The sequence below is a fragment of the candidate division TA06 bacterium genome (assembly GCA_016235665.1).
Lineage (GTDB): Bacteria > Edwardsbacteria > AC1 > AC1 > EtOH8 > UBA5202.
In genome coordinates, this window is the sequence record JACRJI010000016.1 from 38,911 (window position 1) to 64,450 (window position 25,540).

General features: G+C 55.7%; 20 protein-coding genes, 2 tRNA genes, 1 pseudogene and 1 riboswitch. Of the genes and pseudogenes, 8 read left to right on the plus strand and 15 right to left on the minus strand.

Going from position 1 to position 25,540, the window contains the following annotated elements; translation table 11 throughout:
- Positions 1-285: 285 nt before the first annotated feature.
- The 4 genes from HZA73_10580 to HZA73_10595 all read right to left on the minus strand — a co-directional run bounded on the left by HZA73_10580 (position 286) and on the right by HZA73_10595 (position 4,110).
- Entirely contained in the window at positions 286-1,479 is a 1,194-nt protein-coding gene (locus HZA73_10580) for an N-acetylmuramoyl-L-alanine amidase (protein MBI5806472.1), read from the minus strand.
- A 22-nt stretch (positions 1,480-1,501) separates the two neighbouring features.
- Positions 1,502-2,569, minus strand: a complete 1,068-nt coding sequence (locus tag HZA73_10585; GenBank protein MBI5806473.1) for a glycosyltransferase family 4 protein — start codon at positions 2,567-2,569, stop codon at positions 1,502-1,504.
- Positions 2,566-3,543 carry a GNAT family N-acetyltransferase gene (locus HZA73_10590; protein MBI5806474.1) on the minus strand — a complete coding sequence of 326 codons (978 nt, stop codon included), beginning with the start codon at positions 3,541-3,543 and terminating at the stop codon, positions 2,566-2,568. Before HZA73_10590 ends, HZA73_10585 begins: the two co-directional genes overlap by 4 nt.
- Before the next feature lie 294 nt (positions 3,544-3,837).
- Positions 3,838-4,110 carry a zinc-ribbon domain containing protein gene (locus HZA73_10595; protein MBI5806475.1) on the minus strand — a complete coding sequence of 91 codons (273 nt, stop codon included), beginning with the start codon at positions 4,108-4,110 and terminating at the stop codon, positions 3,838-3,840.
- A 388-nt stretch (positions 4,111-4,498) separates the two neighbouring features.
- Positions 4,499-4,739, plus strand: a riboswitch (cobalamin riboswitch).
- 192 nt (positions 4,740-4,931) lie between these two features.
- Between HZA73_10595 and HZA73_10600 the strand changes: the two genes are divergently transcribed.
- The 8 genes from HZA73_10600 to HZA73_10635 all read left to right on the plus strand — a co-directional run bounded on the left by HZA73_10600 (position 4,932) and on the right by HZA73_10635 (position 12,989).
- On the plus strand, positions 4,932-5,822 hold the full coding sequence (locus HZA73_10600; GenBank protein ID MBI5806476.1) for a cobalamin-binding protein: 891 nt from the start codon (positions 4,932-4,934) through the stop codon (positions 5,820-5,822).
- A complete protein-coding gene (locus tag HZA73_10605) occupies positions 5,812-6,780 on the plus strand; it encodes an iron ABC transporter permease (protein MBI5806477.1) in 969 nt (322 codons plus the stop codon). The genes HZA73_10600 and HZA73_10605 overlap by 11 nt, the downstream gene beginning before the upstream one ends.
- Positions 6,777-7,547 (plus strand): heme ABC transporter ATP-binding protein, encoded by a 771-nt coding sequence (locus HZA73_10610; GenBank protein MBI5806478.1) that lies wholly within the window; start codon positions 6,777-6,779, stop codon positions 7,545-7,547. The genes HZA73_10605 and HZA73_10610 overlap by 4 nt, the downstream gene beginning before the upstream one ends.
- A gap of 16 nt (positions 7,548-7,563) precedes the next feature.
- Entirely contained in the window at positions 7,564-7,731 is a 168-nt protein-coding gene (locus tag HZA73_10615) for a YezD family protein (GenBank protein ID MBI5806479.1), read from the plus strand.
- Between the two features lie 142 nt (positions 7,732-7,873).
- The gene (locus tag HZA73_10620) at positions 7,874-9,772 is read left to right on the plus strand and encodes a TonB-dependent receptor (GenBank protein MBI5806480.1); all 1,899 of its coding nucleotides are present in this window, start codon (positions 7,874-7,876) and stop codon (positions 9,770-9,772) included.
- A gap of 99 nt (positions 9,773-9,871) precedes the next feature.
- Positions 9,872-10,501 carry a phosphoribosylglycinamide formyltransferase gene (locus HZA73_10625; protein MBI5806481.1) on the plus strand — a complete coding sequence of 210 codons (630 nt, stop codon included), beginning with the start codon at positions 9,872-9,874 and terminating at the stop codon, positions 10,499-10,501.
- The gene (gene lnt, locus HZA73_10630; protein ID MBI5806482.1) at positions 10,498-12,060 is read left to right on the plus strand and encodes an apolipoprotein N-acyltransferase; all 1,563 of its coding nucleotides are present in this window, start codon (positions 10,498-10,500) and stop codon (positions 12,058-12,060) included. The genes HZA73_10625 and lnt overlap by 4 nt, the downstream gene beginning before the upstream one ends.
- Positions 12,061-12,182: 122 nt before the next feature.
- Positions 12,183-12,989, plus strand: a complete 807-nt coding sequence (locus HZA73_10635; GenBank protein MBI5806483.1) for a TonB family protein — start codon at positions 12,183-12,185, stop codon at positions 12,987-12,989.
- Positions 12,990-13,210: 221 nt separating this feature from the next.
- On the opposite strand, the pseudogene HZA73_10640 reads toward HZA73_10635, so the two are convergent.
- The 11 genes and pseudogenes from HZA73_10640 to HZA73_10690 form a co-directional block, all read right to left on the minus strand.
- Positions 13,211-13,455 (minus strand): annotated as a pseudogene (locus tag HZA73_10640) (GIY-YIG nuclease family protein).
- Between the two features lie 89 nt (positions 13,456-13,544).
- Positions 13,545-13,638: transfer RNA gene (locus tag HZA73_10645), tRNA-Ser, on the minus strand.
- A 104-nt stretch (positions 13,639-13,742) separates the two neighbouring features.
- Positions 13,743-13,830: transfer RNA gene (locus HZA73_10650), tRNA-Ser, on the minus strand.
- Positions 13,831-13,904: 74 nt separating this feature from the next.
- Positions 13,905-16,718 (minus strand): PD-(D/E)XK nuclease family protein, encoded by a 2,814-nt coding sequence (locus HZA73_10655; GenBank protein MBI5806484.1) that lies wholly within the window; start codon positions 16,716-16,718, stop codon positions 13,905-13,907.
- Entirely contained in the window at positions 16,715-19,900 is a 3,186-nt protein-coding gene (locus HZA73_10660) for a UvrD-helicase domain-containing protein (protein ID MBI5806485.1), read from the minus strand. Before HZA73_10660 ends, HZA73_10655 begins: the two co-directional genes overlap by 4 nt.
- Positions 19,901-20,148: 248 nt before the next feature.
- Entirely contained in the window at positions 20,149-20,649 is a 501-nt protein-coding gene (locus HZA73_10665) for a flavin reductase (protein MBI5806486.1), read from the minus strand.
- A 49-nt stretch (positions 20,650-20,698) separates the two neighbouring features.
- On the minus strand, positions 20,699-21,064 hold the full coding sequence (locus HZA73_10670) for a hypothetical protein (GenBank protein ID MBI5806487.1): 366 nt from the start codon (positions 21,062-21,064) through the stop codon (positions 20,699-20,701).
- Positions 21,065-21,074: 10 nt separating this feature from the next.
- Positions 21,075-21,929, minus strand: a complete 855-nt coding sequence (locus tag HZA73_10675) for a 2-oxoacid:ferredoxin oxidoreductase subunit beta (GenBank protein ID MBI5806488.1) — start codon at positions 21,927-21,929, stop codon at positions 21,075-21,077.
- Between the two features lie 35 nt (positions 21,930-21,964).
- Positions 21,965-22,336, minus strand: a complete 372-nt coding sequence (locus tag HZA73_10680; GenBank protein MBI5806489.1) for a GxxExxY protein — start codon at positions 22,334-22,336, stop codon at positions 21,965-21,967.
- Between the two features lie 42 nt (positions 22,337-22,378).
- Entirely contained in the window at positions 22,379-24,160 is a 1,782-nt protein-coding gene (locus HZA73_10685) for a 2-oxoacid:acceptor oxidoreductase subunit alpha (protein ID MBI5806490.1), read from the minus strand.
- Between the two features lie 64 nt (positions 24,161-24,224).
- Positions 24,225-25,538 (minus strand): T9SS type A sorting domain-containing protein, encoded by a 1,314-nt coding sequence (locus HZA73_10690; protein ID MBI5806491.1) that lies wholly within the window; start codon positions 25,536-25,538, stop codon positions 24,225-24,227.
- Positions 25,539-25,540: the final 2 nt, after the last annotated feature.

Here is a 25,540-nt window from a genome sequence, read left to right on the forward strand (position 1 = left end):
CAGACCCGATATTTGGTTTATCGAGTCCGTTTTGCCCAACATCAGACCCGTTCAGAGCCATATCGGACCCGTTTACCCTCTTATCAGACCCGATATTTGTCCTATCGGGTCCGTTCAAACCTTTATTGGGCCAGATAATAATATATTGATTTTCGTGCGCTTTCGTTTTCCTTCGGCTCGGCTCACTCCTACGGCGTACAGGCAGGACAAGATTTCGTGGGCAGATAAGGGCAATTCACGTGTCCGACGTAGCCGACAAAGATGGCGCAGTATGATGAATTGCCCCTACTGCCCCAATTCCTTCTTGTACTTTTGGGCAAAGGCTTCCAGGCCGTCGGCGATCCCCCGGGCGATCTTCTTCAGGTTGTCCGGCTTTTTTAAAAGCTTTTCCTCGTCCCGGTGGGAGATGAACGAGGTCTCCACCAGGATGGCCGGCATGTAGGCGCCGTTTAGCACGTAAAACCCGGCCTGGTTGATCCCCCGGTTGGGCACGGCGGGCATTTTTTTGGTCAGCGATTCCTGCACCAGTTCGGCCAGGTCGCTGGACTCGGTCAGGAACTCGTTCTGCACCATGTCCCATAATATAAACTGGACGTCGTCCTGGTTGGCCACGTTCTTCTGGGGCTGCTCGAAGTCGATGGCCGAGTTTTCCATGGCCGCAGTGGCCCGGGCATCGTCGGTCTTGGCCAGGGATAGGAAGTAGGTTTCCGAGCCCCGCATGGTCTTGAGCTTCACTTTTTTTCGCGGGGCCGCGTTGCAGTGGATGCTGATGAAGACGTCGGCCGCCTCCTGGTTGGCCAGCTTGGTGCGGTCGCCCAGCGGAATGAAGGTATCGTCGCTGCGGGTCATCACCACTATCAGGTTGTGTTCCTGCTCCAGGATGGCCTTCAGCATCAGGCCCACCTCCAGGTTGACGTCCTTTTCACACAAACCGGTGGGACCAACCGCACCGGGGTCCTTGCCGCCGTGTCCGGGATCCACCACCACCTTCTGGATGCCCTGCTTTTCCGGGATCTGATTGCGGCGCCGGGCTTCGGGGATCTTGATCTGCTCCGGGCTGATCCCGCCCAGGCTCAACTTGCGGCCTCCCTGATCCCAGATGATGCTCCGGCCCCACAAGGGGATCAGAAACCGGGTGAAAAGTTCCATCGGTACGTAGAGCTCACCCTGATAAAGCCGGACCGGATTGAACAGATTGTAGGATTTTCCGTCGGCCAGAAAAAAGGTGTTGTCGGCCGAAAAACGCAGGGTGTGCCCCGGCAGTTTCAGGTCGGCGTTGCCGGTCAGCTCGGACCAGCTGGCTTGGGCGTTCCAGTTGGCCGACAGGTCGGCCAAGCTAATATATTCTTCCTTGTCGAAGGTCACCGTCTCGGTGATCCTGGCGCTGCCCCGCCCGTCGATTATGGTCAGCTGATTGGGAGCCAGGGAGGCCCAGCCCAGCAGGGGACATAAAAGGATTATTATTATCCGCTTCTTCAAATACTGATCCTATTGCTGTTGATTATTTATCGCCTGTGATCCCGGCAAATCTTTCTTCTATCACCGCCATATTGTTTTTCCAAAGGGCTTTCTGCCTTATGACCAACGCATTCCTCCGGCTGATGGCTTCGGCGTCCGGCGGACGGCTGATCAGCCCCTTCAATAAGCGGGCCAGGAAAGCGTGATCCCCGGCCGGAAAGAGATATCCGTTTTCCCGGTCTGTTATCCACTCCCGGTTGCCGGGAATGTCGGTTACCACTGGAAGGCAGCCGCAGGCCATGGCCTCCAGCAGGGAGACCGATGTGCTGTCGGATATTGAGTTGGAGACATAGATATCGGTATTTTGCAAAAGGCCTGTCACCTCCTTGTGCCCCAGGGAGCCAAGGAAATCCACGGATCCCGCAACATTGGCCTGCCTGGCTAAACCGGCCAGTACTGCGGCCTGGCTTCCTGTTCCGGCCACCGTTAAACTGATGCGGCTGATTTCTGGCCCCAGCAGTGGCAGGGCCCTGATCAGGGTGGCCACATCGTATACCGGCTCCAACTGCCTGATGCTGGTTATCCGTATTTTTTTATCCGGGGTCCAGCCGTTTTTGCGGGAAGCGATGATTTCTTCCTCAATGCCCATCGGGACATTCAGAATGCGCCCTGGTTCCACTCCCAATTCCTGTAAGGCTCCGAAAAGGTTGTTCCCGTCGCAGGTCACCGCCCGGCACCGGGAAAGGACATACCGCGCCCGCCAAAGGTGCAACGGAGATTTTTGAGCTGAGATCAGGATGTCCGAGCCCCAGATGGAGACGGCCAGCGGCGACAATCCGGCCAAAGCCGAGACCCAGCCGTAGTTCGGCAGAAAATGGGCGTTGACCAGGTCCGGGCGCAACGCGCCGGCCAGGCGCCTGACCTGGGGCATGACGCTGAGATATCTCAAGGGACGCGGCAGGGGCGGGGCTTTCAGCTGATGCACCTCGGCCCGGGTCGGCCCGGCTTTCTCCAGCGACAACAGGTGCACCTGGTGCCCCCGCTCCACAAAATAGTCGGCCCAGCGCAGAAAGTGACGATTGCCTGCATCGCCCAGCAACAGTATCTTCATCCCGTTACTCCGCGCTTTATTTTTTGCAGCAGGTTTATCCAGCCTGCTTGACGCAGATAAGAATGGTATTCTTTGGGACGGCCTCCCCAGGCTTGTTTGAAACCTACAAGACCTTCAGCTCCCGGCGGCGAGGCTCCCAGGTTGACCTGCCTGATCCCGCGACCGGCGGCCATGGTGAAGATGTCCCCATATAATGCATCTCCGGGCCGGTACCTGGCCTGAGCGCCGTATGAAGCACCATCCCAATAATGAACAGTTTTAGAATCAATAAAGCTCAGGGCAAATCCAAGTATCTGGTTCTCCCTGACAGCCAGCCTCCACCACAGCCTGCCGCCCGGGCTTATGGAATGGAAAATGCTGCGGTAAAGTTCCAGTGGATATCGGGTCGCCTGTCCCAGACGCCGGTCCCTGTCCTTGATGATCTGATGGCAGATGCTTATCTCACCCTCGTTACGCAGAGGTCTGATCTCCACCCCATGCTTCCTGGCTTGAACCGCTCCCCGCTTGCGCAAGTGAAACGGGTCTTGGGCATATTCTCCCATCTCTACGATGTGGGTCTGAAGCACTGTATCTTCAAATCCGTACAGTCCCCAATCAATCAATCCGTTGAAATCCACAATGTTCTGCCTGGCCACCAAAGGTCCTGACATTGCCAGAACTGCCGTCCTGGCAAAAGCATCAAGCTGTCCTGCGCCAATATCTGCCAGAGCCAATATGCCGCCGTAAGTCCCGAACGGAAGCGATAAATTCTGCCGGATCCCCGATCGGACCGAGGTCACGAAGGGCAGGCCGGCCTGAAACTCGCCTTGTCCGTTGACGCTCACAGCAAAAAAAGGCTTGTAGCCCCTCATTCCCCGGCAGCAGGCGTCTATCCAATCCAAACCGTGATAGAATGAAGAATGCGGAGATCCCTGCAACAGGAGATTCCAAGCTTTCTCGCTCAAATGAGAACGGTCAATTATCTCCGTCGCCATAATTCTTTGCGGTATGCTTCAGCTAAGTTTCTGTTGATGCTTATGGGGGAGGATTTGCTGATGGATATCCCTTCTTTGAGCTTCATTGCTGTTTTCAATTGACTGCGGTCATTGTGGATCGGTAAAATCCGTAATTTAACTTTTAATTATATCCTAACCTGTTGTAATGTCAATAGAAAAATGCCCTGGGCACACCGAAAAATAAGTTCGGAGCATCCAGGGACAAAGTAAGAACCCCTCCGGTTGGGACGGAGGGGTTCTTGATTACCGTATATTAATGTACAGTAATTACGATTAGCGCTTCTTGTTGAAGCAGTCCGAGCAAAGCACCGGACGGTCGCCGGTGGGCTTGAAGGGGACTTCGGCTTCGTTGCCGCACTCGGCGCAGGTCACCTTGAACAACTGGCGCGGTCCGCGCTTGGAGTTCTTGTTAGCCTGACGGCAATCCGGGCAACGCTGGGGCTCGTTCTGGAAGCCCTTCTGTTGGTAGAATTCCTGCTCGCCGGCAGTAAAGGTGAATGGCTTGCTGCAGTCTTTGCAGGATAGGGTCTTGTCCGTGAAACTCATGTTTCTCCTTGGAATTTTGGTTTTTTGTCTGGAGGGATAAAAAAAACCGTTTTGGTTTAACAACCGAAACGGGATTCTACTTCTCCAAACGTTCTATTGTTACTGTTGCAATAATAACACAATAACCGCAACTTGTCAAGGGGTAAGTGAAAATATTTTAATATTTCTTGCCTAGGGGCCTTTTGCCCGAATTCTCCTAAATTGACAGGATTAACATAATTGGCTGGATTTTTTCCTAATGCCCGAATATGTTATTCTGATTTTTTTATCGTGTAAATCCGCTTACGCTATCTATTAGACTTCCTCGAGTGCCATAGCTTTAGCGGAGGCACTCCTGTCTGACCCCGGGTCAAAAAAATCAATTGTTGACAGCGGCATGGGTTTTGGAATATAATCCCATCTTCAAGGTGCCCCATCTTTTTTGGGGATAATCGGGAATCCCGTGAAAACCGGGAGCTGCCCCGCAACTGTGAACCTTTTTTGCCACAAAGACACAAAGGCACAAAGACAATTTACTTTATGCTGTGTGTCACTTGGGCAAAGTGCCAAAGTTTATGCCACTGTTTTACGACGGGAAGGCGCTTTGGTAAAGGCAAGCCAGGAGACCGGCCTTGAAAAGGGAACTGGGACTGGATTACTGAGATTTATTCACTAATCCCAAAAATCTATCCCCTGTTCCCAGCTAGTACTCCGGCTTCGCGGGAAGGCCGGGCTGAATGTAGCATTTGTTAAAAGATTGCCAGCCCGTTCTTCCGGCCAAAAAGCCGGGGGAACGGGTTTTTGTTTTTAAGAACAGATCAATAATCAAGGACACCGACTGCATGAAGCGATCACTTTATTACATATTCCTGTTGCTCCTCCTGGGCTGCAGCACCCAGCCCCGGCCGCACAATGAGGGGGCGCTGGTAGTTACCGACGACCTGGGCCGGACCGTCAGCCTGAGCAAGGCCCCTTTAAGAATCATCTCCTTTGCCCCCAGCCTGACGGAGATGGTCTACGCCCTGGGCGGAGGGGACCGGCTGACGGGGATCACCGCCTGGTGCAACTGGCCGCCCCAAGCCAAAGAGAAGACCGTGGTGGGCGACATGATGAGCCCCAACTTTGAGCGGATGGTCTCGCTTAAACCGGACCTGGCCCTGATGATCGGCAGCCGGCCCAGCCCGCTGCTTAAGAAGTTTGAAGCCCTGAACATTCCGGTGCTCTGCTTTAAGGACGAGACCGTGGCCGACATCCAAAGGGCGGTAAAAATGCTGGGCATGATATTGGATTGTCCGAGCCGGGCGGATTCCTTGAACCGGGAAATGGATCTTCAGCTGGCTGTAATCAAAGCCGCGGTGGATCAGGTGCCTATGAATCAAAGGCCGAAGGTCTTCGCCGAGCTGGGTTCCTCCCCCCTGTTCGCCGCCGGAGACTCCAGTTTCATCGGCCAGATGATAGCCCTGGCCGGGGGCATCAATGTCAACGGAAGCATCCCCTCATCATACGCCGCAGTCAATCCCGAGCTGGTGGTCAAAGGCGACCCCGACATCATAATCGTGCTCCACCCCCAGACCGGCAAAGAACAGATCAGGCAACGGGTGGGCTGGCAGAACATCTCCGCCGTCAAAAGCGGAAAGATCTACCCCGGACTGGACCAGGACGTGATCCTGCGCCCCGGCCCCCGTTTCACGGAAGGATTGAAGATACTTCATGGGATATTCTATGCGCCGTAACATCAAAGCCTGGTATTACCTGGCGCCCTTAAGCCTTATGACCGGCCTGCTGGGACTTGCTTCCGGGCCGGCCGGTTTTGGGCTGTTAAGCGACCCGCAGGTGATGGCCATCCGCCTACCCCGGGTGCTGCTGGGGATGCTGGCCGGAGCCGGGCTGGCCTCATCCGGTGCGGCCCTGCAGGCCGCCCTGGGCAACCCGCTGGCCGAACCTTATCTGTTGGGCGTCTCCGGAGGCGCGGCTTTTGGGGCGGCTTTGGCCCTGCTGATGGGACTTTCGGCCGGGTTGGGCGGAGCTCTGGGACTGCCCTTGTTCTCGCTGGCCTTCGGCCTTTTAGCCCTCTATGTAGTCTACAGTTTGAGCAAGGTTGGGTCCAGGCTGCCGGCGGAGACGGTGATCCTCTCCGGAATAATAGTCAACGCCTTCTTCTCGGCCCTGATCATGCTGCTTTTGGCTCTGGCCGGGCGCCAGCTGCAGGAGATGATCTATCTTTTGATGGGCAACCTTGGGATGATCTTCGGCACCCAAAGCCTCTATCTGTTGTGGGTCTGTGCCGCCATTATTGTATTTTGTACCGGCTACCTCTGGAACCAGGGGCGCAACCTGGACCTTCTTTCTTTGGGGGAACAGCCTGCCCAAAGCCTGGGGCTTAAGGTGGAGAAGTTGAAAGTGCGGATACTTTTGGCCTCGGCCCTGATGGTGGCGGCGGTGGTCTCGCTGGCCGGAGTGATCGGCTTCGTGGGGCTGGTGGTCCCCCACCTGGCCCGGATGATCGCCGGTCCCAAGAATTCCAGGCTGCTTCCCCTGTCGGTGGTGCTGGGAGCAGATCTCTTAGTGCTGGCAGACGCCCTGGCCCGGACCATCGCCCCCCAGGAGATCCCGGTGGGAGTGATCACCTCGCTTTTGGGCGTGCCGTTCTTCATTTACCTGCTGCGGCGCAAAAAGAGGAACGGGTTATGATACAAGTAAAAGGCCTTTCATATAGCTATGGCCCGTTAAAGGCATTGAATGATGTCAGTTTTTCCCTGCCAAAGGGAAAGGTGGTGGGCCTGCTGGGCCCCAACGGGTCCGGCAAAAGCACCCTCTGCCTGAGCTTAGGCGGAATGCTGGATAAAAAAGGATCTTCAGGAGAAATAAATATATCCGGCCAAGACCTGGAAAGTTTTGCCCCGGAAGAGCTGGCCCTGAAGATGGCCGTGGTCTTCCAGGACAATTTGTTCTCCTTTGACTTCACCGCTTACGAGATCGTGCTGATGGGCCGCAGCCCCTACTTAAGGCCACTCCAGCCCGAAGGACCGGAAGACCACCGGATCGCCGAACAAGCCATGCGAGAATGCGACTGTTTTGAGTTTAAAGACCGGCCCATCAGGAGCCTTTCCGGCGGCGAGCGCCAGCGGGTGGTGCTGGCCCGGGCTTTGGCTCAGACTACATCGGTCCTGTTGCTGGACGAGCCCACCAACCACCTGGACCTGAAGCACCAGAAACAGATCCTGTCTCTGGTTAGGGAACTGGCCGAGTCCAAAGGAGTGTTGTCGGTGGTGGTTCTGCACGACCTGAACCTGGCCGGACAGTTCTGCGACCACCTGTTGCTGCTGGACCAAGGCCGATTGGTAACGCAGGGAACTCCGGAGGAAGTGCTGACGCCGGAGAACTTGAACCCGGTCTACCAGATCAATGTCCATAAGATATCCCATCCTGTGACCGGACGCCCCCAGATAATAATTTAACTGTTGAAAAAATAATATGCCGGAAAAAAATAAAAATTTCTCTGATACAAAAATACTGGATGAAATACTCGCCGCTATACATAACATCAACTATGGCGAGATACTGATAACCATTCATGACTCCAAAATCGTTCAGATAGAAAAGAGGGAGAAAAGAAGATTTATTCCGAAAGGAGGGACTTGAGTATGTGAGATATTTTACCTCATCCGGAAACAAAAGCGACCGCAACAAACGGAGCTCGAATTACATCCGTTCGCTATTTCAAATACAAATCACGGCCTACTGGACTACCAGTGGTAAAAACCCAATAAGGAGCGTTCTTTCCATGTTGTTCTCACTGATTACAATTATATTAATATCCTCAGCTAGCCCCGACAGCGCTGCCATTGCCCCGGCCATTGCTGACAGCACGGCCGATTCGATAGCCGTTTTGGACAGCACAGCCGCCGTTAAGACCAAAGAGATGAAGGATTCCCTGGCGGTCTATATGCTTAAGGGAATGGTGGTCACCGCCACCCGGACCCCGCTGGCCGAGCGTTCGGCCCCGGCCTCGGTGTCGGTGATCGAGCCCGAACCCCTGACCCCGAATGTGGACGCAGCCAACCGACTATCCCAGACCGCCGGAGCGTCCCTGGGCGGCAACGGCGGCCTGGGCAGCGCCCTGGCGCTTTCCATCCGGGGGGCGGCCACCAACCAGGTGCTTTACCTGCTGGACGGTTTGCCGGTCAATTCGGCCCAGAACGGGTCTTACGACCTCAACCGGATATTGAGCCAGGCCGAAAGGATCGAGATCGTGCGGGGGCCAGCCTCCAGCCTTTACGGGGCCAATGCCGCGGCCGGGGTGGTCAACATCATCACCCGGGATTCCAAACAACTAAAGCCGTATTCCAAGATAAATTTTGAAAAAGGCGGCTACGGTTCCCAGGTTTGGGAGGCCATGGTCTCAAGACCTTTGACCCAATGGGCCTCCATCTCCATGGGCGCCACCTGGAAGAAGACCGGCGGACAACGGGTCAATTCCGACTACGATGGAACAAATTACTTCCTGGACCTGTTCGCCCAACCATACTCCAAGATCGAGACAAAGCTGCGTTATCAGGAGTATAAGTCCCAGAACGGTGTGCCGGGCTCGCTGCTTGATCCTTCCTATACCGACCGGCAGAAGGATTGGGGAAAGGATCTAAGTATAAAGGTCAGCTACGACCAGAACAGCTTTGTGGCCGTCTCCCGCAATTCCATCGAGAACATGAGTTATTCCTCTGTTGACAGCCGCAACTACACCCTCCAGACCAATGTGGACGGCCAATATCAGCATTCATGGATGCCCCAGATGACCACCACGGCGGGGGCCGGTTACCAGATGGTGGAAAGCGACATCTCCAATGTGGGAACGCCGGAAGTTCATCATCAAGCCGCCTTCCTGATCCAACAGATGGAGCCGTTAAAAGGCTTTTTGCTGGTGGGCAGTGTCAGGTACGACAAGGATTTTGCCTACCCGGCCCAGACCTCGCCCTCTGTTTCGCTTAACTACGGCTTTTTTGAAGGCTTGAATTTTTACGCCAGCTACGGCCGGGCATTTCGGGCCCCGACCCTGAACGAGCTTTACTGGAAGGACGACACCTGGATGATGTACGGCAATCCGGATCTCAAGCCCGAGAGATCCAGCCAGCTCGAAGCCGGGATAAAGACGGAGATTATGGAGATTTCGGCTTCCCTGTCCGTCTTCCAAAGGAACACGCTTGACCTTATCATCTGGGATTATGATCCTTTGACCTGGGTGTCCAAAACCACCAATCTGGGCAAGACCATATCCCAGGGAGTTGAACTGCAGGCCGGCCGCACTCTTTTTAACCTGGTCACTTTGGGCCTGAACTATACCTATTGTTTGACGGTTCAGGACACCGTGGGCCGGCCCGGTCTTCCCTTTAAGCCACAGCATATCGCCAACGGTTCCATCACCATCAACGATATTCAGATCGTGCCCGACCTGAAGCTGGGCTGGAAGTTCTGGTCCCAGTATTCCGACATCCAATGGGACAATATGTACAACCAGATCCTTCCCCGTTACATAGTCAGCAACCAGGTACTTTCACTAAAGATCGCCGACGCCCGGGTCTATTACAAGGTGGAAAATCTGTTCAACGCCAATTACCAGACCCGCTACGGCTATCCCATGCCCCGCCGCACCCAGTCGTTCGGGGTAACCCTGGAGCTGTGGGATTAAAAGCTTTTTAAATTTTGATCTTTGGAGCCCGGCTTATATTTAAGCCGGGCTTCAATATTTAGTTTGACTTATCCCCCTGCTTTGTATAAAATTAAACCCATGGAACAGAAATTAAAGATAGCCTGCCTGGTCTCGGGCGGGGGCACCAACCTTCAGGCCATCATCGACAACATCGAAGCCGGAAAACTGAAGGCGGAAATTGCCGCCGTGATCTCCAACATCCCCGGGGCCGGAGCCTTGGAACGGGCTAAAAAACACGGCCTGCCGGCTTTTGTGATCAATCACAAGGACTTTGCATCCCGCGAGCTGTTCGACCGGGAACTGGCCGCCATCATCGACCGGCAGGGGGCGACCCTGGTCTGTCTCTGCGGGTTCATGAGGATCTTCAGCCCCTTCTTCGTGGAGCATTATCCCGGCCGGGTCATCAACATCCACCCCGCCCTGCTGCCCGACTTCGGCGGCAAGGGTTTTTACGGCCACAGGGTCCACGAGGCGGTGCTGGCTGCGGGCAGGACTGTATCCGGCTGTACCGTCCACTTCGTGGACAGAGAAGTGGACCACGGCCCCATCATCCTCCAGCGCACCGTGCCGGTCCTTGTTGACGATACCCCGGAGACCCTGGCCGAAAGGGTTTTGAATGAAGAACACAAAGCCTATTCCCAGGCTATCGAGCTCTTTGCCCAGAACCGGCTGGAGATAAAGGACAGAAAGGTCCTGATAAAACCATGATCCAAAAACGATCCCTGCAATTCATGTTAGCAGGTCTCACCAGCCTGCTTTTATTTTCGACCTTCCCCCTGTTGACGATCTGGCCCCTGGCCTTCGTCTGCCTGATCCCCCTGATGTCCGCGGTCAAAGGGCTTTCGGCCAGAAAGACCTTCCTGCTCTCCTGGCTTTCGGGAACGCTCTTTTACATCGGCCTGCTGCACTGGATAGTCTTCAACCCGGCGGTGGAGGGCTGGGTAAAACCCCTGCTCTATCTGGGGGTAGTGCTGATCGGCTTCTACCTCTCGCTCTATTTTGCCCTAAGCTTTGCCCTGGCCAAATGGCTGGCCGCCAGGACCAGGATGCCCTTCTGGGCCTGGCTGGCAATATGCATCCCTACGCTTGATCTTCTGCGCAGCCAGGGGCTTTTGGGATTTCCCTGGGGCAGCCTGGGATACGCGCTTGTCCCCTGGACAAACGGGATCCAGATGGCCTCGCTGACCGGAGTTTACGGCCTGACCTGCTGGACGGTGCTTATAAACGGCCTGCTCTTTGGTCTGGGATCAAGAATATGGGGCCAGCGGGCCGGTTTGCCAGAAACATTAAGAAAGCCCAAAACGATTGCAATGGCCCTGGGTTTGGTTTTGCTGCTGGTGCTGCCCCCCTGGCTGGGAAGCATAGCCGTCCGCTCGGTGGAAAAACTGTCTTTAACCTCTCCCCGGTTGAATACCGTTTTGATCCAGGGCAACATCCAGCAGGGTATGCGCTGGGACCGGGAATTCCAGCGTTTCAACTTTGAGGAATACAAAAGACTGACACTGGACGCCTCTGCCCAAAAGGTTGGCCTGGTGGTCTGGCCGGAAACGGCCCTGCCGTTCTACCTGCGATTTCAACCCCATTACGGCAACCAGATGCGGCAGCTGGCGGATCAGACAAATTCCCTGATCCTGACCGGGACCCCGGATATGGCCGTGGATGAAAGCCAAAAGGAACTGTATTACAACGCCGCCTTCCTCTTTGCCCCTGGCCGGGGGTTGTTGGGCAGTTACGCCAAGAGCCGGCTGGTGCCCTTCGGCGAAAGGTTTCCATTAAAGGACAGGATCCCGTTTTTAAAGAACGTCAATTTCGGCGAGGGGGAGTGGACCGCGGGCTCCGACACCATTGTGTTTGAAACGCCGGAGGCCGCCCTGTCCTGCCTGATCTGCTTCGAGTCCATCTTCCCGGAAATATCCCGGCATCAGGTGAACAAAGGCTCAATACTTCTGGTCAATATTACCAACGACGGCTGGTTCGGGCGCTCCGGGGCCGCCATGCAGCACGCCCAGATGGCCGTCCTGCGGGCGGTGGAGAACCGCCGGGCCGTGGCCCGCTGCGCCAACTCAGGAATATCCATGTTCATCCTGCCTACGGGAAAAGTGATCCAGCCCACCCCGCTTTATCAACAGACGGTGACGGTGGAGTCCCTTCCGTTATTGGGCATCAGGACCTTTTACAGCCGTTTCGGGGATTTGTTCCAGTATGGTCTGATCCTGCTGATCGCCATTGGAGTTTTGATCCCATTGGTCAAAAAAACGCGGTCTTAATATTTCCCGACACAAGACATCAGGACGCCGGCAAGTTTGCCGGCGTCTTTTTTTGTTTTTAGGGGAATAAAACCCCGCTTTCTCCTGTATATTTTACAGAACTAAAAAGAGGAGCAAGCACCATGAAGAACATATTCTGGCTGTTACCGCTGGCTGGAGCCCTGCTGGGGTTCGCCGCAAGTTACCTGGCCCTTTACCTGAAGCTCAAACTGGCCCCCGTTCCCGGCTACACCAGGGCCACCTACCGGGCCATCGAAACCTTTGACCTGAAGTCGGCCCTTTTCAGCACCGCGCTTCTGATGGTCCTGGCCATGGGAGCGGCCGGCGGTTATCCGGTCATCCGGAACCTGCTGCAGCCGGAGCCGGCGGAGCCGGAAGGCGGGACGAAGGTTATCATCCCGATGCTCAGGGACTCCCTGATCCGGATGATCCCCCAGCCCAAGTCGGTTGACCCCAATAAGAATGCGGAACCCCAGGATCTGGGCCTGATCAAGCGCCCGGCCCTTGCCAGCCGGATAGTTTTGGTGGATGACAACGCTTCCGACACCACCGAGTTTGACGACCGGACCAACAATGACATAGTGAACTCCTTTTCCAACCGGAACAGTCCGGCCACCGACAGCCTGATCAAGAACGCAGTCATCGACAGCAACTCCGATCTGCCCAAGCCCGGAGATTATGTGGCCTATAGCATATCGCCCGCCCCCCTGAATGTACTCCGGCCGGTCTACCCCTCCATCTGCCGGACCATGGGGGCCGAGGGCAAGGTCACGCTCCATGTGCTGGTGGACAAAGGCGGCCAGGTGGCCAAGGTCAGGGTGCTTAAAAGCTCGGGCAACGAGGCCCTGGACGAGGCGGCCATGGAGGCATTAAAAGCCTCCACCTTTTCCCGGCCCTGCAGGGAGATAAGCCGGTGGCGGTCTGGCTGAGCTACCCGGTGGTTTTCAGTCTGGAGTGAACGGCTTTGATCTTTGAGAAAAATAAAAAACGGGACGCTTATAGCGTCCCGTTTTTATATTTAGCAGTTTGGCCCCTCAGACGAAGTCTCTCACTTATGTTGCTTCTATATGGCGTAGTCTGGCGGAGGGGCATCCGACTACGCGCCATTTGTTCATAATTTTTAACCTGCTTCGTCGGATAAAGGGATTTATTATGGAAGTATCTGTTTCCGGATAAACGCCCGGCCCGAGCCTCCTTTAAGATATCTTTCAAACAAGAAAGCCCGCTTTGCATCGTCAAAACAACAATACCAGACAATGCGGAACGGGCCTTTATCTTTAGTATATATTGACTCACCTTGATTATGCTGGGTCAATCTCTTGTCAAGATTATGGTACATCCAATGTAAATCCTATCCTTGGATAGATTCTGCAAAACATAAACATATTGCGACATAACTCACAAAATCCCATAACTTCAATAAACCGTTCATCTGGCCTGCCAGACGAAGTCTCTTACTTGCCCGGCCATTATATGACGTAGTCTGGCGGAGGGGCAGGGATTTGAACCCTGGATACAGCTTTAAGGCCGTATAACGGTTTAGCAAACCGTCGCCTTCGGCCACTCGGCCACCCCTCCGCAACCATGTAATTTTAACATCTGGCCACTTCATTGTCAACCTGAAAATGGCAGCCGGCCTCCGGGCCGATAGCAGAATCCTTTGTCCAATGCTCAACGAGATCTGGCGGAAGCGAGAGGATTCGAACCCCTGGTGCCTTTCAGCACAACGGTTTTCAAGACCGCCGCCATCGACCACTCGGCCACGCTTCCGGTTAAGGAATAATTTTAGCACCTAAATTTTATGGTGTCAACCTAAATCTTGGAAGCAGGTATATCTAAAATTTTCATCTTTGCCCCTCCCTTATCCACTGCCTTCCGCACAACACCTTGTACGGACACCAGACGCACTCCTGCCGGGGCTTCCAGGTATCCCCGAACGGCAGGACCGGGTCCCGGATCTCCCTGATCAAGGCAGTGATCGCCTCCCGGTAGGCCGAGAACGTGGCCAACCGGTCATCCCGTTCCTTAAAAAGCGGCTGGGATTTGAAACCGGGTTCGGCCAGCAGCAAAAGCTCGGTGTTAAGGCCGGAGACCTCAATTCCAGGGTTCTTGGCCAGATACAACATCAGGTAGAAAGGCAGCTGCACCGAACGCAACCGGCGGGCCCATTCCCGTCGGTCGTCCAATTCAAATCCTGAGGACGGGAATTTCCCCTGCCCGGTCTTGTAGTCCACGATCACAGTCTGGCCGCCCCTCAGGTCTATCCGGTCCAGCTTGCCGGTCAGCGGCACCGGGCCCAGACCCGGAAGGTCCACTGGGAGATTCACTTCCTCTTCGCAGGCCAGCACCTTAAAAGGCTGGAGCTTGTCCCGGTGATGGCCCAGCAGCTGCCGCATCCTGGCTTTGACCTGGGATTTGATCAGGAAGATGTTCCCGTCCTGGGCCGGGCCGTACTGGTCCAAGAATACTGATTCCACCGTGCCGTCCATCTCTCCGAAATGCTGGTCGGAATGCCGGTATTCGTGGCCCATCTTCCCCTTAAAGAACCTGTCCAGGACCAGATGCACCAGGGTCCCCACCTCGCTGGCCTCAACGTCCTGGGCCGCCTGTTCCTTTTCCTTGATCCGCATCAGGTACCGGTAGCAGAACCGCAGGCCGCAGTTAAGGTAGCAGTCCAGCATGGTGGCGCTGTATACCAGCCGGGAGGCGATCTCCGTCATCTCGGCCGTCTTGATGATTGGCTGCGGCGGTTGCTGGAAAAAGCTGGATCTGAAATGAACCAGCTGATCTCCTACCAGCCCAGGTTTCCTCTCCTTTTGCTCCTGCTCCCAGACCAGTTGTTCTATGAACCGGCTGCGCTGGGCGCCCTCCCCCTGGCCGTAGCACAATACGGCCTCCTTGGCCCCGCGGATCAGGTTTATGAAATGATACTGTTCTATCAGCTCCCGGTCCTTGCGGGTGGGCAGCTTCAGTTCCAGCCTTAAGGCCTGGGGCAAAATGGTGTCCACGCCGTCCCCCGCCGGGATCACCCCCTCGTTGGCGTCCAGCACTATCACCCGGGAAAAATTCAGGTTGCGGGTCTCCAGAAAACCCAGCACCTGAAGTCCCTGGTAAGAGTCCCCGGAGAATGGCACCTTCACCTGGGCCGCGAAGTGCTCCAGCAGTCCGAAGTAGGTCCGGATGTTCCCGAATGACTCCCCTGATAGAAGCGAAGCCTTCATGGCCTGCAGCACCCCGGTCATCTGATAAAAGAAACGGTCGGCATAGGGATGCTGGTTGACCGGACTGCGCCCGGCCACGCCGGTGACCAGGGCCTCCATCTTGGCGGCGAGATCGGCCACCGAGGTTATCTTCTCAAACGGCTTCAGCACCAGACCGTGGATCCAGGACAAATGGGCGTAAAGCTTGTCAAGCTCGTATCCCTGCTCCAGCAGGCCGGCCAGCCGCCGGCTCAGCTTTTTCTTCAGCCCGGGGTCACTTTCAATCCAGGCCGGGGAGACCAGCCTCCGCGAACTCCGGTTGAGCTCCTCCTCCAAGCCGTGCAGCAGGATCCGGGTGGGATATGAGGCTTCGCCAAAACTTAAGTTCTTGACGTAAGGATGCAGCATCAGGCTCAGGTAATGGGGCAGGAAGTAGTTCTCCCCGTCCCGGCCCTCGTGGGCCTGGGCCAAAACCTGCACCAGCCCGTAGAGCGGCGTACGCTTAAGAGGATAGCCCATGGAGATGTTCCAATCTCCGTCCAGCCGGGGCAGCAGGTGCTGGATGACCGGAAAGACAGTGTCCTCGCGGGGCAGGGCTAAAACGGTCCGGGAGAGATCGTCTCCGGGGTTGATCACCTGGTTGGCCGCCATCACCTGGCCGTGGCTGTCTCCGGCCGCCAGGTAACTTATGACCGGGTGGCCGGGACTGCCGGGGATGATCTCGGGCTTTACCCCCAATTGTCCCAGTGTCCGCTCCATCCCCGGCCCTTCCCGCAGCACTAGAACCGTGTTTTCCCGTTTAAGCAGTTCCTTGAATATCCTCTGCTCTGTCTTGGACAGGGCGTAGAACCCGGCCAGCACCACTATGGAATGGCCGGACAGGTCGGTCCCCTGGATATTCCGGGCCAGCCAGTTATAGGTGCTGGCCCGGGTGGCCAGCCCCTGTTCTGAAAGCTCCCGGTAAAAATCCCCGTACCACTGCCCCAGGTGGTTGAGCTGGCGGCCGAAGGATTCCGGCATAGGTTCCAAGGCCAGAGCCTGGACCGATTCCAGGTCCTTGGGCTCGATCTCCTCGATCTTAAGCTCCTCAAAATCGGCGAACAAGGTAAAACCCCAGGTCAGAAAATCCTCTATCGAAAGCCTGTCCTTTCCGCCCGGCAGCCGGCACTCGGGATGCATCCTGTAAATCAGGGCGGCCCCGTCGGCTGCCTCTATCCGGCGGCCGGCAAAACCCAGCCTCAATGCCTCATCGTTGATCCAGTCGTCGATGGAAGAACCCCGCGGAGCCATGATGGTCTGCCCCCGCTGGGTTGCCAGCTGCCGGGCCAGGGCCATTACCGGACGGCGGTTGGGGAATACCACCAGGGCCTGCTCCGACCCCCGGCCGGTGGCATTGATCAGGCTGCTGACGAAATCCACCACTCCGGCCCCCTGGGGAAGCAAAAATGATCTGCTCATAGCCGCACCTCCAGCACTGTGCCGTCCCGGTAGACTATCAGCCCGCCGAGGGCTTTGCCGGGAAAGGCCTGTCCCAGGGTCCGCAGGTAACCGGACATCTGTACCTGGTGGGCCTGGCTGCCGGCCAAAATCTCCCGGCCGGTCTTGAAATCCAGCACTGTCACCGTTTCCGGGTCGCAGACCACCCGGTCCATCCGCACCAGCCGCCCGGCGGAGTCAACGAACTCGGCCTCGCGGTGAACGGTGCGCCCGGGCTTAAGGGTGAACCAGGGAAGTATCTCCGGCTGGCTCAATAAGAACAGCAGATCCTCTGCCAGATTCGTTAGGCCGGTCCCGGCAGGCATAGGCCCATGTCGCAGGAGCAGTTCTTTGACCAGCTGCCGGGGATCCGGGGGCAGGAACTCGATGTCCTCCAGTACCCGGTGCAGGTACTCGCCCAGCCTGGCCTCCTGATACCGGGAGGCCGTCCAGGCCGGCTTTGATCCTTTCTCCAAAGGCAGGGGGGCGCAGCCGGTCCTTGGTGTAAGCGGTTCCTTGGACTTGGCAACCGCAGGACCATTGGCCTTGCTGCCTTTTTTTCCGGCCGGAAACAGCCCGGCGTAAGCAGCGGTCTGACCGTCATCTTTCGGCTGGGGAAAGCTGACCAGGTTGTACAGTTCGGACACGGCCCTGGTGCAGGCCACATAAAGACAGTTCAGTTCCTGGGCTTCGTACTTCAGGTCGAATTCGGCCTTGAGCGGCCCCAGGTCCTGGGGATATCCGGCGGTGCATGCGGCGATGGGTTCGGTAAGGCCGTACATCACTATCCGGCCTTCATTCTTCCGGAAATACATGTCCGCCCGCTTCTTTCCGGTCTGGCGGAAGAGATTGACCACCAGCGGAAAGCCCAGCCCCTTGGCCTTGTAATAGGTCATGATCCTTACCGCCGGCAATTCTCCCGGCAATTCCATCTGGAATTGGCTGTCATCGCCGTTCCGGATTGCTTCCAGAAAATCGCTTAAGGATGACGAGCCTTCCGCCTCCTGCCGGTTGACGGCCTCTAAAAGCCGCATCAGCGAGCCGGCCTCATCCGGAAAGTTGTCAAAGGCCTTCAGACGTTCCATGGCCAGACAGACCAGGTCATAGGCCGGCAGGAACCCGGCCAGCTGGAAAGGTTCCCGGAAATATCTTTCCCACAGCGGCAGAAAGTCCCGGTCCTCCTGGCACGAAGTGTAAAGATTGCCGGCGCCGGCCGAACGCTGTCCGGCCGCCACCAGCAGGGCATCGGCCCGGGCCCTGTCCCAGGCCAGCCCGTCGGCTGAAGCCGCCCGCAAAAGAAGCTCTCCCCGGACCACCCCGGCCCAGGCCAGATTGTCTATCGGCGAATCCAGCCAGCCCAGCAATTCCAGCAGTTCGGCCACCACCCGCCGCCGCCGGATGTCCTGGCCCGAGGAGCTGGTGGCCTGGATCCCGGCCTGGGTCAGCCAGTCCAGCGCCTGCTCCAGCTCGTCATTGCTGCCGGCCAGCACCGCGATGTCCTGGGGCCTGTGGCCCCGCTTAAGGGCGTCCCCGACTATCTCCAGCAGGGCCACCCGCAGCGGCTCTTCCAGCTGTCCCCCTTCCTCTTCCGGGCCGGGCTGGGAAGGGACCGGAAAATGCCGGACCTCCACATAGCCCTGGTCCAGTTTTTCGGCGATGGGTTCCTGTTCATAGCTGGTGAGGCCGGTCTGATCGGCCGAATAGTCACCTCTCTTTATCAGCCTGGCCAGATTGGTCTTGAAGGTTTCGGCCGTATAATTCACGATCACCTGGCCGCTCCGGAAGTTATTGGGCAGGCTTTCCAGTTTGGCGCTTTCAGCCACGCTGGCCGGCAGCATCCAGCGGGGCAGTTCCCCCAGGATCTCCTGCTTGATCTGCTTCATGGTCCGGTAGTCGGCTTGGCGGAACATATAGATGGCCTGCTTAAGGTCGCCCACCAGGAAGGCCGAGCCGTCGGAGGCCATGGCCTCCTCCAGCAGCGGTTGAAGGCTTCTCCACTGGGCCGGATCGGTGTCCTGAAACTCGTCAACTAAATAATGATGGATCCTGGCCCCCAGTTTCAGGTATATCTCGGGAATGTTCTGCCGGCTGATGAAAGAAGAAAGCTGCTGGCAGATGTCGTCGAGATGATAGGTTCCCTGGCGAAGCTTGGCTTCCATCAGGAATTTTTTGAAATGCCCGTAGGGCAGGCCATAGGGGGAGTATTTGTCCACGGCCCTGGCCTCCGCCAGCCGGGCGACTATTTCTCCGGTCCGTCCCCAGATCGCCATGGACCTTTGGTAAACATCCGCCTGTTCGCCCCTGGCCTTGCCTTTGAGCAGGGGCGTGTGTTTGGAATGAAAGCTTTCCCTCTTCAGTATGTCATCGATCCGTCTCTCCAGGATCAGCTCCGGCAGTTTGGCATCCGGAGGCCGGACGCTTAGCCCGTGGCTGATCCCGGTCTGCTCGACCTCATCATATATCTCCTGCAGTTCTTTAAGACAGCTTTCGATGTCCTCGGTCCGGCCGGGAAATTCGAATCGGCCGGTCTCCTTGGCCTCCACTTTCAGGAAGGCCTGGAACTTTTCCCTCATCCGCGGCTGGGGATCCCAGGCAAAGGCCCCCCCTCCCTCGTTCAGCTGTTTCAGAAATTCGCCCATGGCTCCGGTCAATTCCCGGTCCCGGCCCGGGCCTGTCCTGGCCGACAGCAGGGCCAGGGCAAAGTCCAACAGCTGGCCATAGCTCATGGCCACCTTAAAATCCGGCCTGAAGCCCAGTTCCCGGGCCGAGGCCCTGGCCAGCCGGTTGGTGAAGCTGTCTATGGTCTGGACCTGGAAATCGGAATAGCCGGTGATGATCTGCCCCACCATATCCCCGGCCAGGACCTTGATCTCCTGATCTTCGATCCCCAGCAGGGGCCGGATCTGGGCCAGCTTTTCGGAATCGGCCGACAGGGCCAGTTCCTTAAGCCAGGCCAGTATCCGCTCCTTCATCTCCCGGGCTGCATTCTTGGTGAAGGTGATGGCCAGCAGGTTGGCTGGACGGCGGTGGGCTATGTCTGCCGATAGCAGATACTCAACGTAGCGACGGGCCAAAGCGTGGGTCTTGCCCGAGCCGGCAGAAGCTTCGATCAGAAGCCATTGCGGGAATTCATGGCGAGGTGTAATTTCGTTCTTTCGGGGCATTGTTGTTTCAGCGGTTCTGGTTGAAGGCATTTGCCGGTATTGTCACATGTGCGAATCCCTTTAAGGATACACGGAAGGCCCGATAAAATCAAGCCAAATTTAAGAACATCTGACCATATTGTCTTAAGTTCAAAAACCGGCCAGTCGCAAGGCTTATGAAAAAAAAAACGGGGTTGATTCCCAACCCCGTTTAAAATCCATGATCATAGAATGTAAATGATCCAGCCCTTGCATCCATTCCGGCCCTCCTAACCCTTCCAAATGCTCCCGATCTCACCCACGTACATCCTATGGTAATCCTTTTTGGGATAGTTCTTTTCGATCCCCGGAACCAAAAACTTCTTGGGATCAAGGTCGTCAAAGTATATTTTTTTGCATTCCAGCACCAGCCGGGCTTCCTTGAAATAAACATTGCCCTTGGGGGTGAAAACCGGTGTCAGCCCGGCCTCTTTGACCTTGTCGCCGTCCCGGCCGGATCTGGTGCCGCAAATTTTGAGAGCCGTGCGGCATTTTTTCCCGAAGAACGACAGTGTGAAGTCTTCGTGTTTGTTGGCAAACTTGTAGGTGTGGCGGGTGGGACGAACAAAAACGAAGGCCACCGGCTTGCTCCATAGCGTCCCTAGTGCCCCCCAGCCGCAGGTCATGGTATTGTAGTCCCCCTTTTTTCCAGCGGTGAGCAGGAACCATTCGTCCTCCATCAGAGTGAAGGGATTGACCTTGAGTTTTTTGGGATCAAGTTTTTTTAGCATATTCTCTGTTCAATTTAGCGTTTGGTGTTTTATGTTTGCTATTGATTGTTTATAGTTGTCCCGCCAGCCAATCCAGGGCCTTTTCCCGATCGCCGAATATTTCTATGTGCCGCCCGGTTAATTTGATCAGGGAGTGGACTATCACCCGCTTGATGCCTGTGACCCCCACAGTGGCGCTGGCCTTGATGTACGGAGTGGAAGCCTTGGAAAATTCCTTCATGGCATCCACCGCCTGGGTGGTGTAATGGGCCTGGGTTACATCGGTCAAAAGCCTTACTGATTTGGAAGGCTCCCGGGATATGATCCTTTGGGCCTCCTGAAAGGCTGCAATATTTTCGTCAACGCTTTTGGAATGGCTGACGTCCAATACCAATATCCGCACCCCCCGGTACAGCATAAAATCCACTTTGTCCATAAACTCCTCTTTATTTGAACTGTTCGGCCAGGGCTTTCCTTTGATTCAGATCGGCCGTCTGCTTGACCAGCGGGCCGGGTTTCAGTTGGGGCAGCAGGTTTTCCAGGGGAAGCCTGTCATTCTTATAGATGACTCCCAAAGGTATCCTGTCCCCCCACTCCAGTGCCCTGGCAAAGGCTTTTTGCCGGTCGGCCGGATCGTATTCCGGCTCCAGTTGGTAGACCCGTTCTTTATACCATTGAAAGGTGTTAAGCTTGTTGAAGGTGACGCAGGGCTGGAGGATGTCCACCAGGGCAAAGCCGGGGTGCTTGATGGCCTGGGCGATCAGTTCCGCCAGCCTGTCGGAATCCCCGGCAAAGCCCCGGGCTACGAAACTGCAGTCGGCGGCAATGGCCAAAGCCAGCGGATGCTCCGGAGCGTTGTAATTACCGAAGGGGGTGGTGCCGGTGACAAGACCCGGCTCCGAGGTGGGCGAGGTCTGGCCCTTGGTCAGCCCGTAGATCTGGTTGTCGTGGACCAGGTAGGTGATGTTAGGATTGCGCCGCATGGCATGGACGAAGTGGTTGCCGCCCTCGGCGTAGCCGTCCCCGTCCCCGCCCTCGGCGATGACGTGGAACCCGTGGTTGGCCAGCCTGATGCCGGTGGCCACGGGGAGGGTCCGCCCGTGCAGGCCGTTGAACAGGTTGCATTTCAGGTAGTGTGGCAGCTTGGGGGCCTGGCCGATGCCCGAGGAGAACATCACCTGGTGGGGCGCGATGTCCAAGGAAGCCAAGGCTTGCTTGACCGCCTTGTGGATCGAGAAATTGTAGCAGCCCGGGCACCAGGCGACATCGTCCTCGCTTTTATAAATGTTTATATCCAGCATATTTTACTTTCTAATGAAACCAGGAAAAAAGGAATTCATTTATTAATAACACGCTTAACCTCGATGGTTGGTTTGTTAAAATTTATTAACAGACCATGTTGTAGCTTAGCTGCTTTCAAATATGATCTAACCACTGCAAAATGCACATCTTCAAGATTTTTAATGGCTTTTAATTCTACAATTATTGTTTTTTCAACCAACAAATCCAGCCGGTGCAACCCGATCTCAGTGCCTTCAAAAACAACCGGTATCTCTTTTTGTTGTTCTACAAAAATGCCCTTCTTTTTTAGCAATATGATCAGGCCGTTCTCATAAATGGATTCCAGAAAACCCGGTCCCAAAGTTTTATGAACTTCAATGGCAGAACCAATAATTTGATCAGTCAAATTCTCATGTTCTAGTGCCATAAACCAATCCCATTCATTTCTTCCTGACTTCCTTATAAATGTTTATCCTATGGTGTTGTAGGTGTCCACTATATACTGCGCCGTCAGCGGGCGGCCGTCGAATTTCCTTATCGCCCCGTCGGCCTTGATCCCGGCCTCGCCCAGCAGCAGTTTCTCAAACTGCCCGGTGGCGTTCTGCTCAACTGCGATGATCTTTTTGAAACCCGACAGTAGTGCCACCGTTTCCTTGGGCAACGGGTAGACCTGCGGGAAATGCACTGCCGCCACCTTCTCCCCCTTTTCCTGCAACTTTTCGACCGCCTCCCTCACCGCGTGCTTAGAAGAGCCAAAGCCCACCAGGGCTGTTTCCCTGGACTCCCCGAACACTTCGGGACGGAGCGAATCTTCCTTAAGCCCTTTGAGCTTGGCCAGGCGCTTGGCTGTCATCTGCAGGCGAACCGAAGCGCTTTCGGCAATGTGCCCTTCCTCGGTATGCTCGTCGCTGTCCCAGTACTGCACCTCTTGGGTATCACCGGGTATAAGACGGTCGGAGACCCCGTCCGGGGAAAGGTGGTACCGCTTGTAGGAACCGGAAGCCTGATCCCAGGAAGCCAGGAGTTTGCCCCGGTCAATGGATATTTTATCAAGGTCCAGGCCGTCCACTGTCCAGAAGGAGTCGTTCAGGTTCTGATCGCCCAGGACTATTACCGGGGTCTGGTATCTGTCGGCCAGGTTGAAAGCCTGCTGCATGGCGTAGACGGTCTCTTCGGCGTCGCCGGGGGCCAGAATGGCCCGGGCAAACTCGCCGTGGCCACCGTAGAGGGCGAACAAAAGGTCCCCCTGCTCGGTGCGGGTGGGAAAGCCGGTGGCCGGGCCGGGCCGCTGGGCAATGAAGACCACCATCGGTACCTCGGTCATCCCAGCCAGCGAGAGACCTTCGGTCATCAGGGCAAAGCCGCCGCCCGAGGTGCAGGTCATGGCCCGCACTCCGGCCACTGAGGCCCCGATGGCCATGTTGACGGCCGAGATCTCGTCCTCGGCCTGTTCCACCAGCAGCCCCGTAACTTCCTTTTGCTTGGCGGCGCAGTATTCCATGATCCCGGTGGAAGGCGACATGGGATAGGCCGACAGGAACTGCAGGCCCGAGACCAAACTGCCGAACCCGGCCGCTTCGCTGCCGGTCATCAGCATCTTGCCGGGGCTTGTGGAAGCTTTCCGGTGCAAAGTACAGTAGGGGCAGACGCCCTTGAACTCCCGCTCGGCATGATCGTACCCGGCCCGGGCCGCCCGGATGTTGGCCTCTACTATAAGATCTCCCTTGCGGTCAAACAGGTCGCCCAAAGTGTCGGCCAGCACGTCAAAATCGTACTCCATCAGGCTGAAGCACACCCCGCAGGCCGCGGCGTTGACCATGATCTTGCTCTGGGCCGCTTCCAGGGCCAGTTTCTCCAGTGGCACCGGGAACAGGTTCAGCTTTTTATCATCGCGGACGCTGAGCTCAGTCGAAGTGCCGCCCTCGTGGGCGCTGAGCCCTGTCGAAGCGCCCGCATCTGATATTTTTTCATCGTAGACCACCACCCCGCCCTCCACCATTCCGGGCGAATGGATGTCAATCGATTCCCGGTTGAGGGCGATCAGGATGTTGGCCCTTTCCGACAGACTGCCCACCGGCTGGTCGGAGATCCGCAAGACAGCGAAGTTGTGCCCGCCCCGGATCCGGGACATCAGGTCCTGGTAGCAATAGACAAAGTAGCCCTGGCGGGTCAGCGCCTTGGCCAAAGTGTAGGAGATGGTCTGCATCCCCTGTCCGGCCGCGCCGGCTATGGTGATGGTGAGATCGATCATATTATAAGATCAGCCACGTGAATCTAACCCGGCTTGCCTGACGGCCAGAGTAAAACACTTTTGCTCACTTTAAGACCGTAATTTTACCGCAATATTTTTTCTCGTCAATTAAGACACTGTAAAAATACACACCGTTGGGCACTTTTCTGCCACGATTGCCGCAACCATCCCAGGAGATGGTATGACTGCCGGTATTCTGGGGTTTATAAGATATCGTTTTGATCCTTTTCCCCGAAACGTCATAGATTTGTATATTTATTGCTTCTGTTCTTGCTGTTTGCACCCTCCAGGTGGTTTTGCTTTTAAATGGATTGGGGCCGATATTATATATGCGTGGAGATTTTTCCCGGCTGCAGTTGCCGTTGTACTCTTCCGTTATCCCGCTGCTTCCATAATATTCAAATATTTTTATGCCAGGCGCAGCTCCTGCATTATTCATATATATATACTCATCATCTATCGTTAAAGTCATCCACCCTTCTGTGCTTTTATAATGGCCAATATTAACTGGCAGGGCAGGATTGCTGACATCCAATACTATCAATCCATAAACACAATCTGCAAGATACACTGTGTTACCCAGGCTTTTCACGCCATAATTTTCGTCAATTGAAACTGCATAAGTACCCACCAGATACATTGAATCCGGCCGCGCTATATTAACAATTTTTAAACCCTTAGGCCCGTCAGCCACAAAGGCAAAGCTATCATCAACACATACATAATACGCTTCGCCGTTGGTGTTATAATATCCAGCCATTACTGGCAGAGCGGGATTGGTTACATCCACTGCGATCAGCCCGCCGGATCCGTTAGCCAAATAGGCATAATTATCTTTTACAACCACCCACCAAGTATAACCGGAACATGATATTGATCCGGCCAGACAAGGATTGGTTGAATCGCTGATATCTATTATCTGAAGACTGCTGAGATCGGCTACATAAGCATAATTGCCAGACAAAACCACCGAAAGGGCGTAATTATCTGTGTCGTAATACCCTATTTCCTGAGGATCGTAATAATCATTAAGGTCTATGATCCTCAAGCCCTGGTCCCCGTCTGCCACATAGGCCAGGCCGCCCCGCACCGCCACGTCCTGGGCCAGGGAGGTCATGAACTTGACAATTTCAGCCGGGTTCGCCGGATCGCTGACATCCAATACCCGCAAACCCATGTCATGATCCGCCACATAAAGAAGATCTCCGACAATGCAGCTGTTCCATGCCAAGCTTGGCAGATCATAATATCCGATAGTTCTGACATTGAGCGAATCGGCCATGGCGGTTGAGACCCCCAGGATTAGCAATGCTGCCAGAATAACTGCACTGGGAGATATTGTTTTTCCTATGCTTTTGGGAAATATCCTACGTTTCATTC

Bases quoted from the DNA above. Each gene is read 5' to 3' on its own strand.
- HZA73_10585 (MBI5806473.1), bottom strand. From the start codon at position 2,569: ATGAAGATACTGTTGCTGGGCGATGCAGGCAATCGTCACTTTCTGCGC.
- HZA73_10590 (MBI5806474.1), bottom strand. From the start codon at position 3,543: ATGGCGACGGAGATAATTGACCGTTCTCATTTGAGCGAGAAAGCTTGG.
- HZA73_10595 (MBI5806475.1), bottom strand. From the start codon at position 4,110: ATGAGTTTCACGGACAAGACCCTATCCTGCAAAGACTGCAGCAAGCCA.
- HZA73_10600 (MBI5806476.1), top strand. From the start codon at position 4,932: ATGAAGCGATCACTTTATTACATATTCCTGTTGCTCCTCCTGGGCTGC.
- HZA73_10605 (MBI5806477.1), top strand. From the start codon at position 5,812: ATGCGCCGTAACATCAAAGCCTGGTATTACCTGGCGCCCTTAAGCCTT.
- HZA73_10610 (MBI5806478.1), top strand. From the start codon at position 6,777: ATGATACAAGTAAAAGGCCTTTCATATAGCTATGGCCCGTTAAAGGCA.
- HZA73_10615 (MBI5806479.1), top strand. From the start codon at position 7,564: ATGCCGGAAAAAAATAAAAATTTCTCTGATACAAAAATACTGGATGAA.
- HZA73_10620 (MBI5806480.1), top strand. From the start codon at position 7,874: ATGTTGTTCTCACTGATTACAATTATATTAATATCCTCAGCTAGCCCC.
- HZA73_10625 (MBI5806481.1), top strand. From the start codon at position 9,872: ATGGAACAGAAATTAAAGATAGCCTGCCTGGTCTCGGGCGGGGGCACC.
- lnt (MBI5806482.1), top strand. From the start codon at position 10,498: ATGATCCAAAAACGATCCCTGCAATTCATGTTAGCAGGTCTCACCAGC.
- HZA73_10635 (MBI5806483.1), top strand. From the start codon at position 12,183: ATGAAGAACATATTCTGGCTGTTACCGCTGGCTGGAGCCCTGCTGGGG.
- HZA73_10655 (MBI5806484.1), bottom strand. From the start codon at position 16,718: ATGAGCAGATCATTTTTGCTTCCCCAGGGGGCCGGAGTGGTGGATTTC.
- HZA73_10660 (MBI5806485.1), bottom strand. From the start codon at position 19,900: ATGCCCCGAAAGAACGAAATTACACCTCGCCATGAATTCCCGCAATGG.
- HZA73_10665 (MBI5806486.1), bottom strand. From the start codon at position 20,649: ATGCTAAAAAAACTTGATCCCAAAAAACTCAAGGTCAATCCCTTCACT.
- HZA73_10670 (MBI5806487.1), bottom strand. From the start codon at position 21,064: ATGGACAAAGTGGATTTTATGCTGTACCGGGGGGTGCGGATATTGGTA.
- HZA73_10675 (MBI5806488.1), bottom strand. From the start codon at position 21,929: ATGCTGGATATAAACATTTATAAAAGCGAGGACGATGTCGCCTGGTGC.
- HZA73_10680 (MBI5806489.1), bottom strand. From the start codon at position 22,336: ATGGCACTAGAACATGAGAATTTGACTGATCAAATTATTGGTTCTGCC.
- HZA73_10685 (MBI5806490.1), bottom strand. From the start codon at position 24,160: ATGATCGATCTCACCATCACCATAGCCGGCGCGGCCGGACAGGGGATG.
- HZA73_10690 (MBI5806491.1), bottom strand. From the start codon at position 25,538: ATGAAACGTAGGATATTTCCCAAAAGCATAGGAAAAACAATATCTCCC.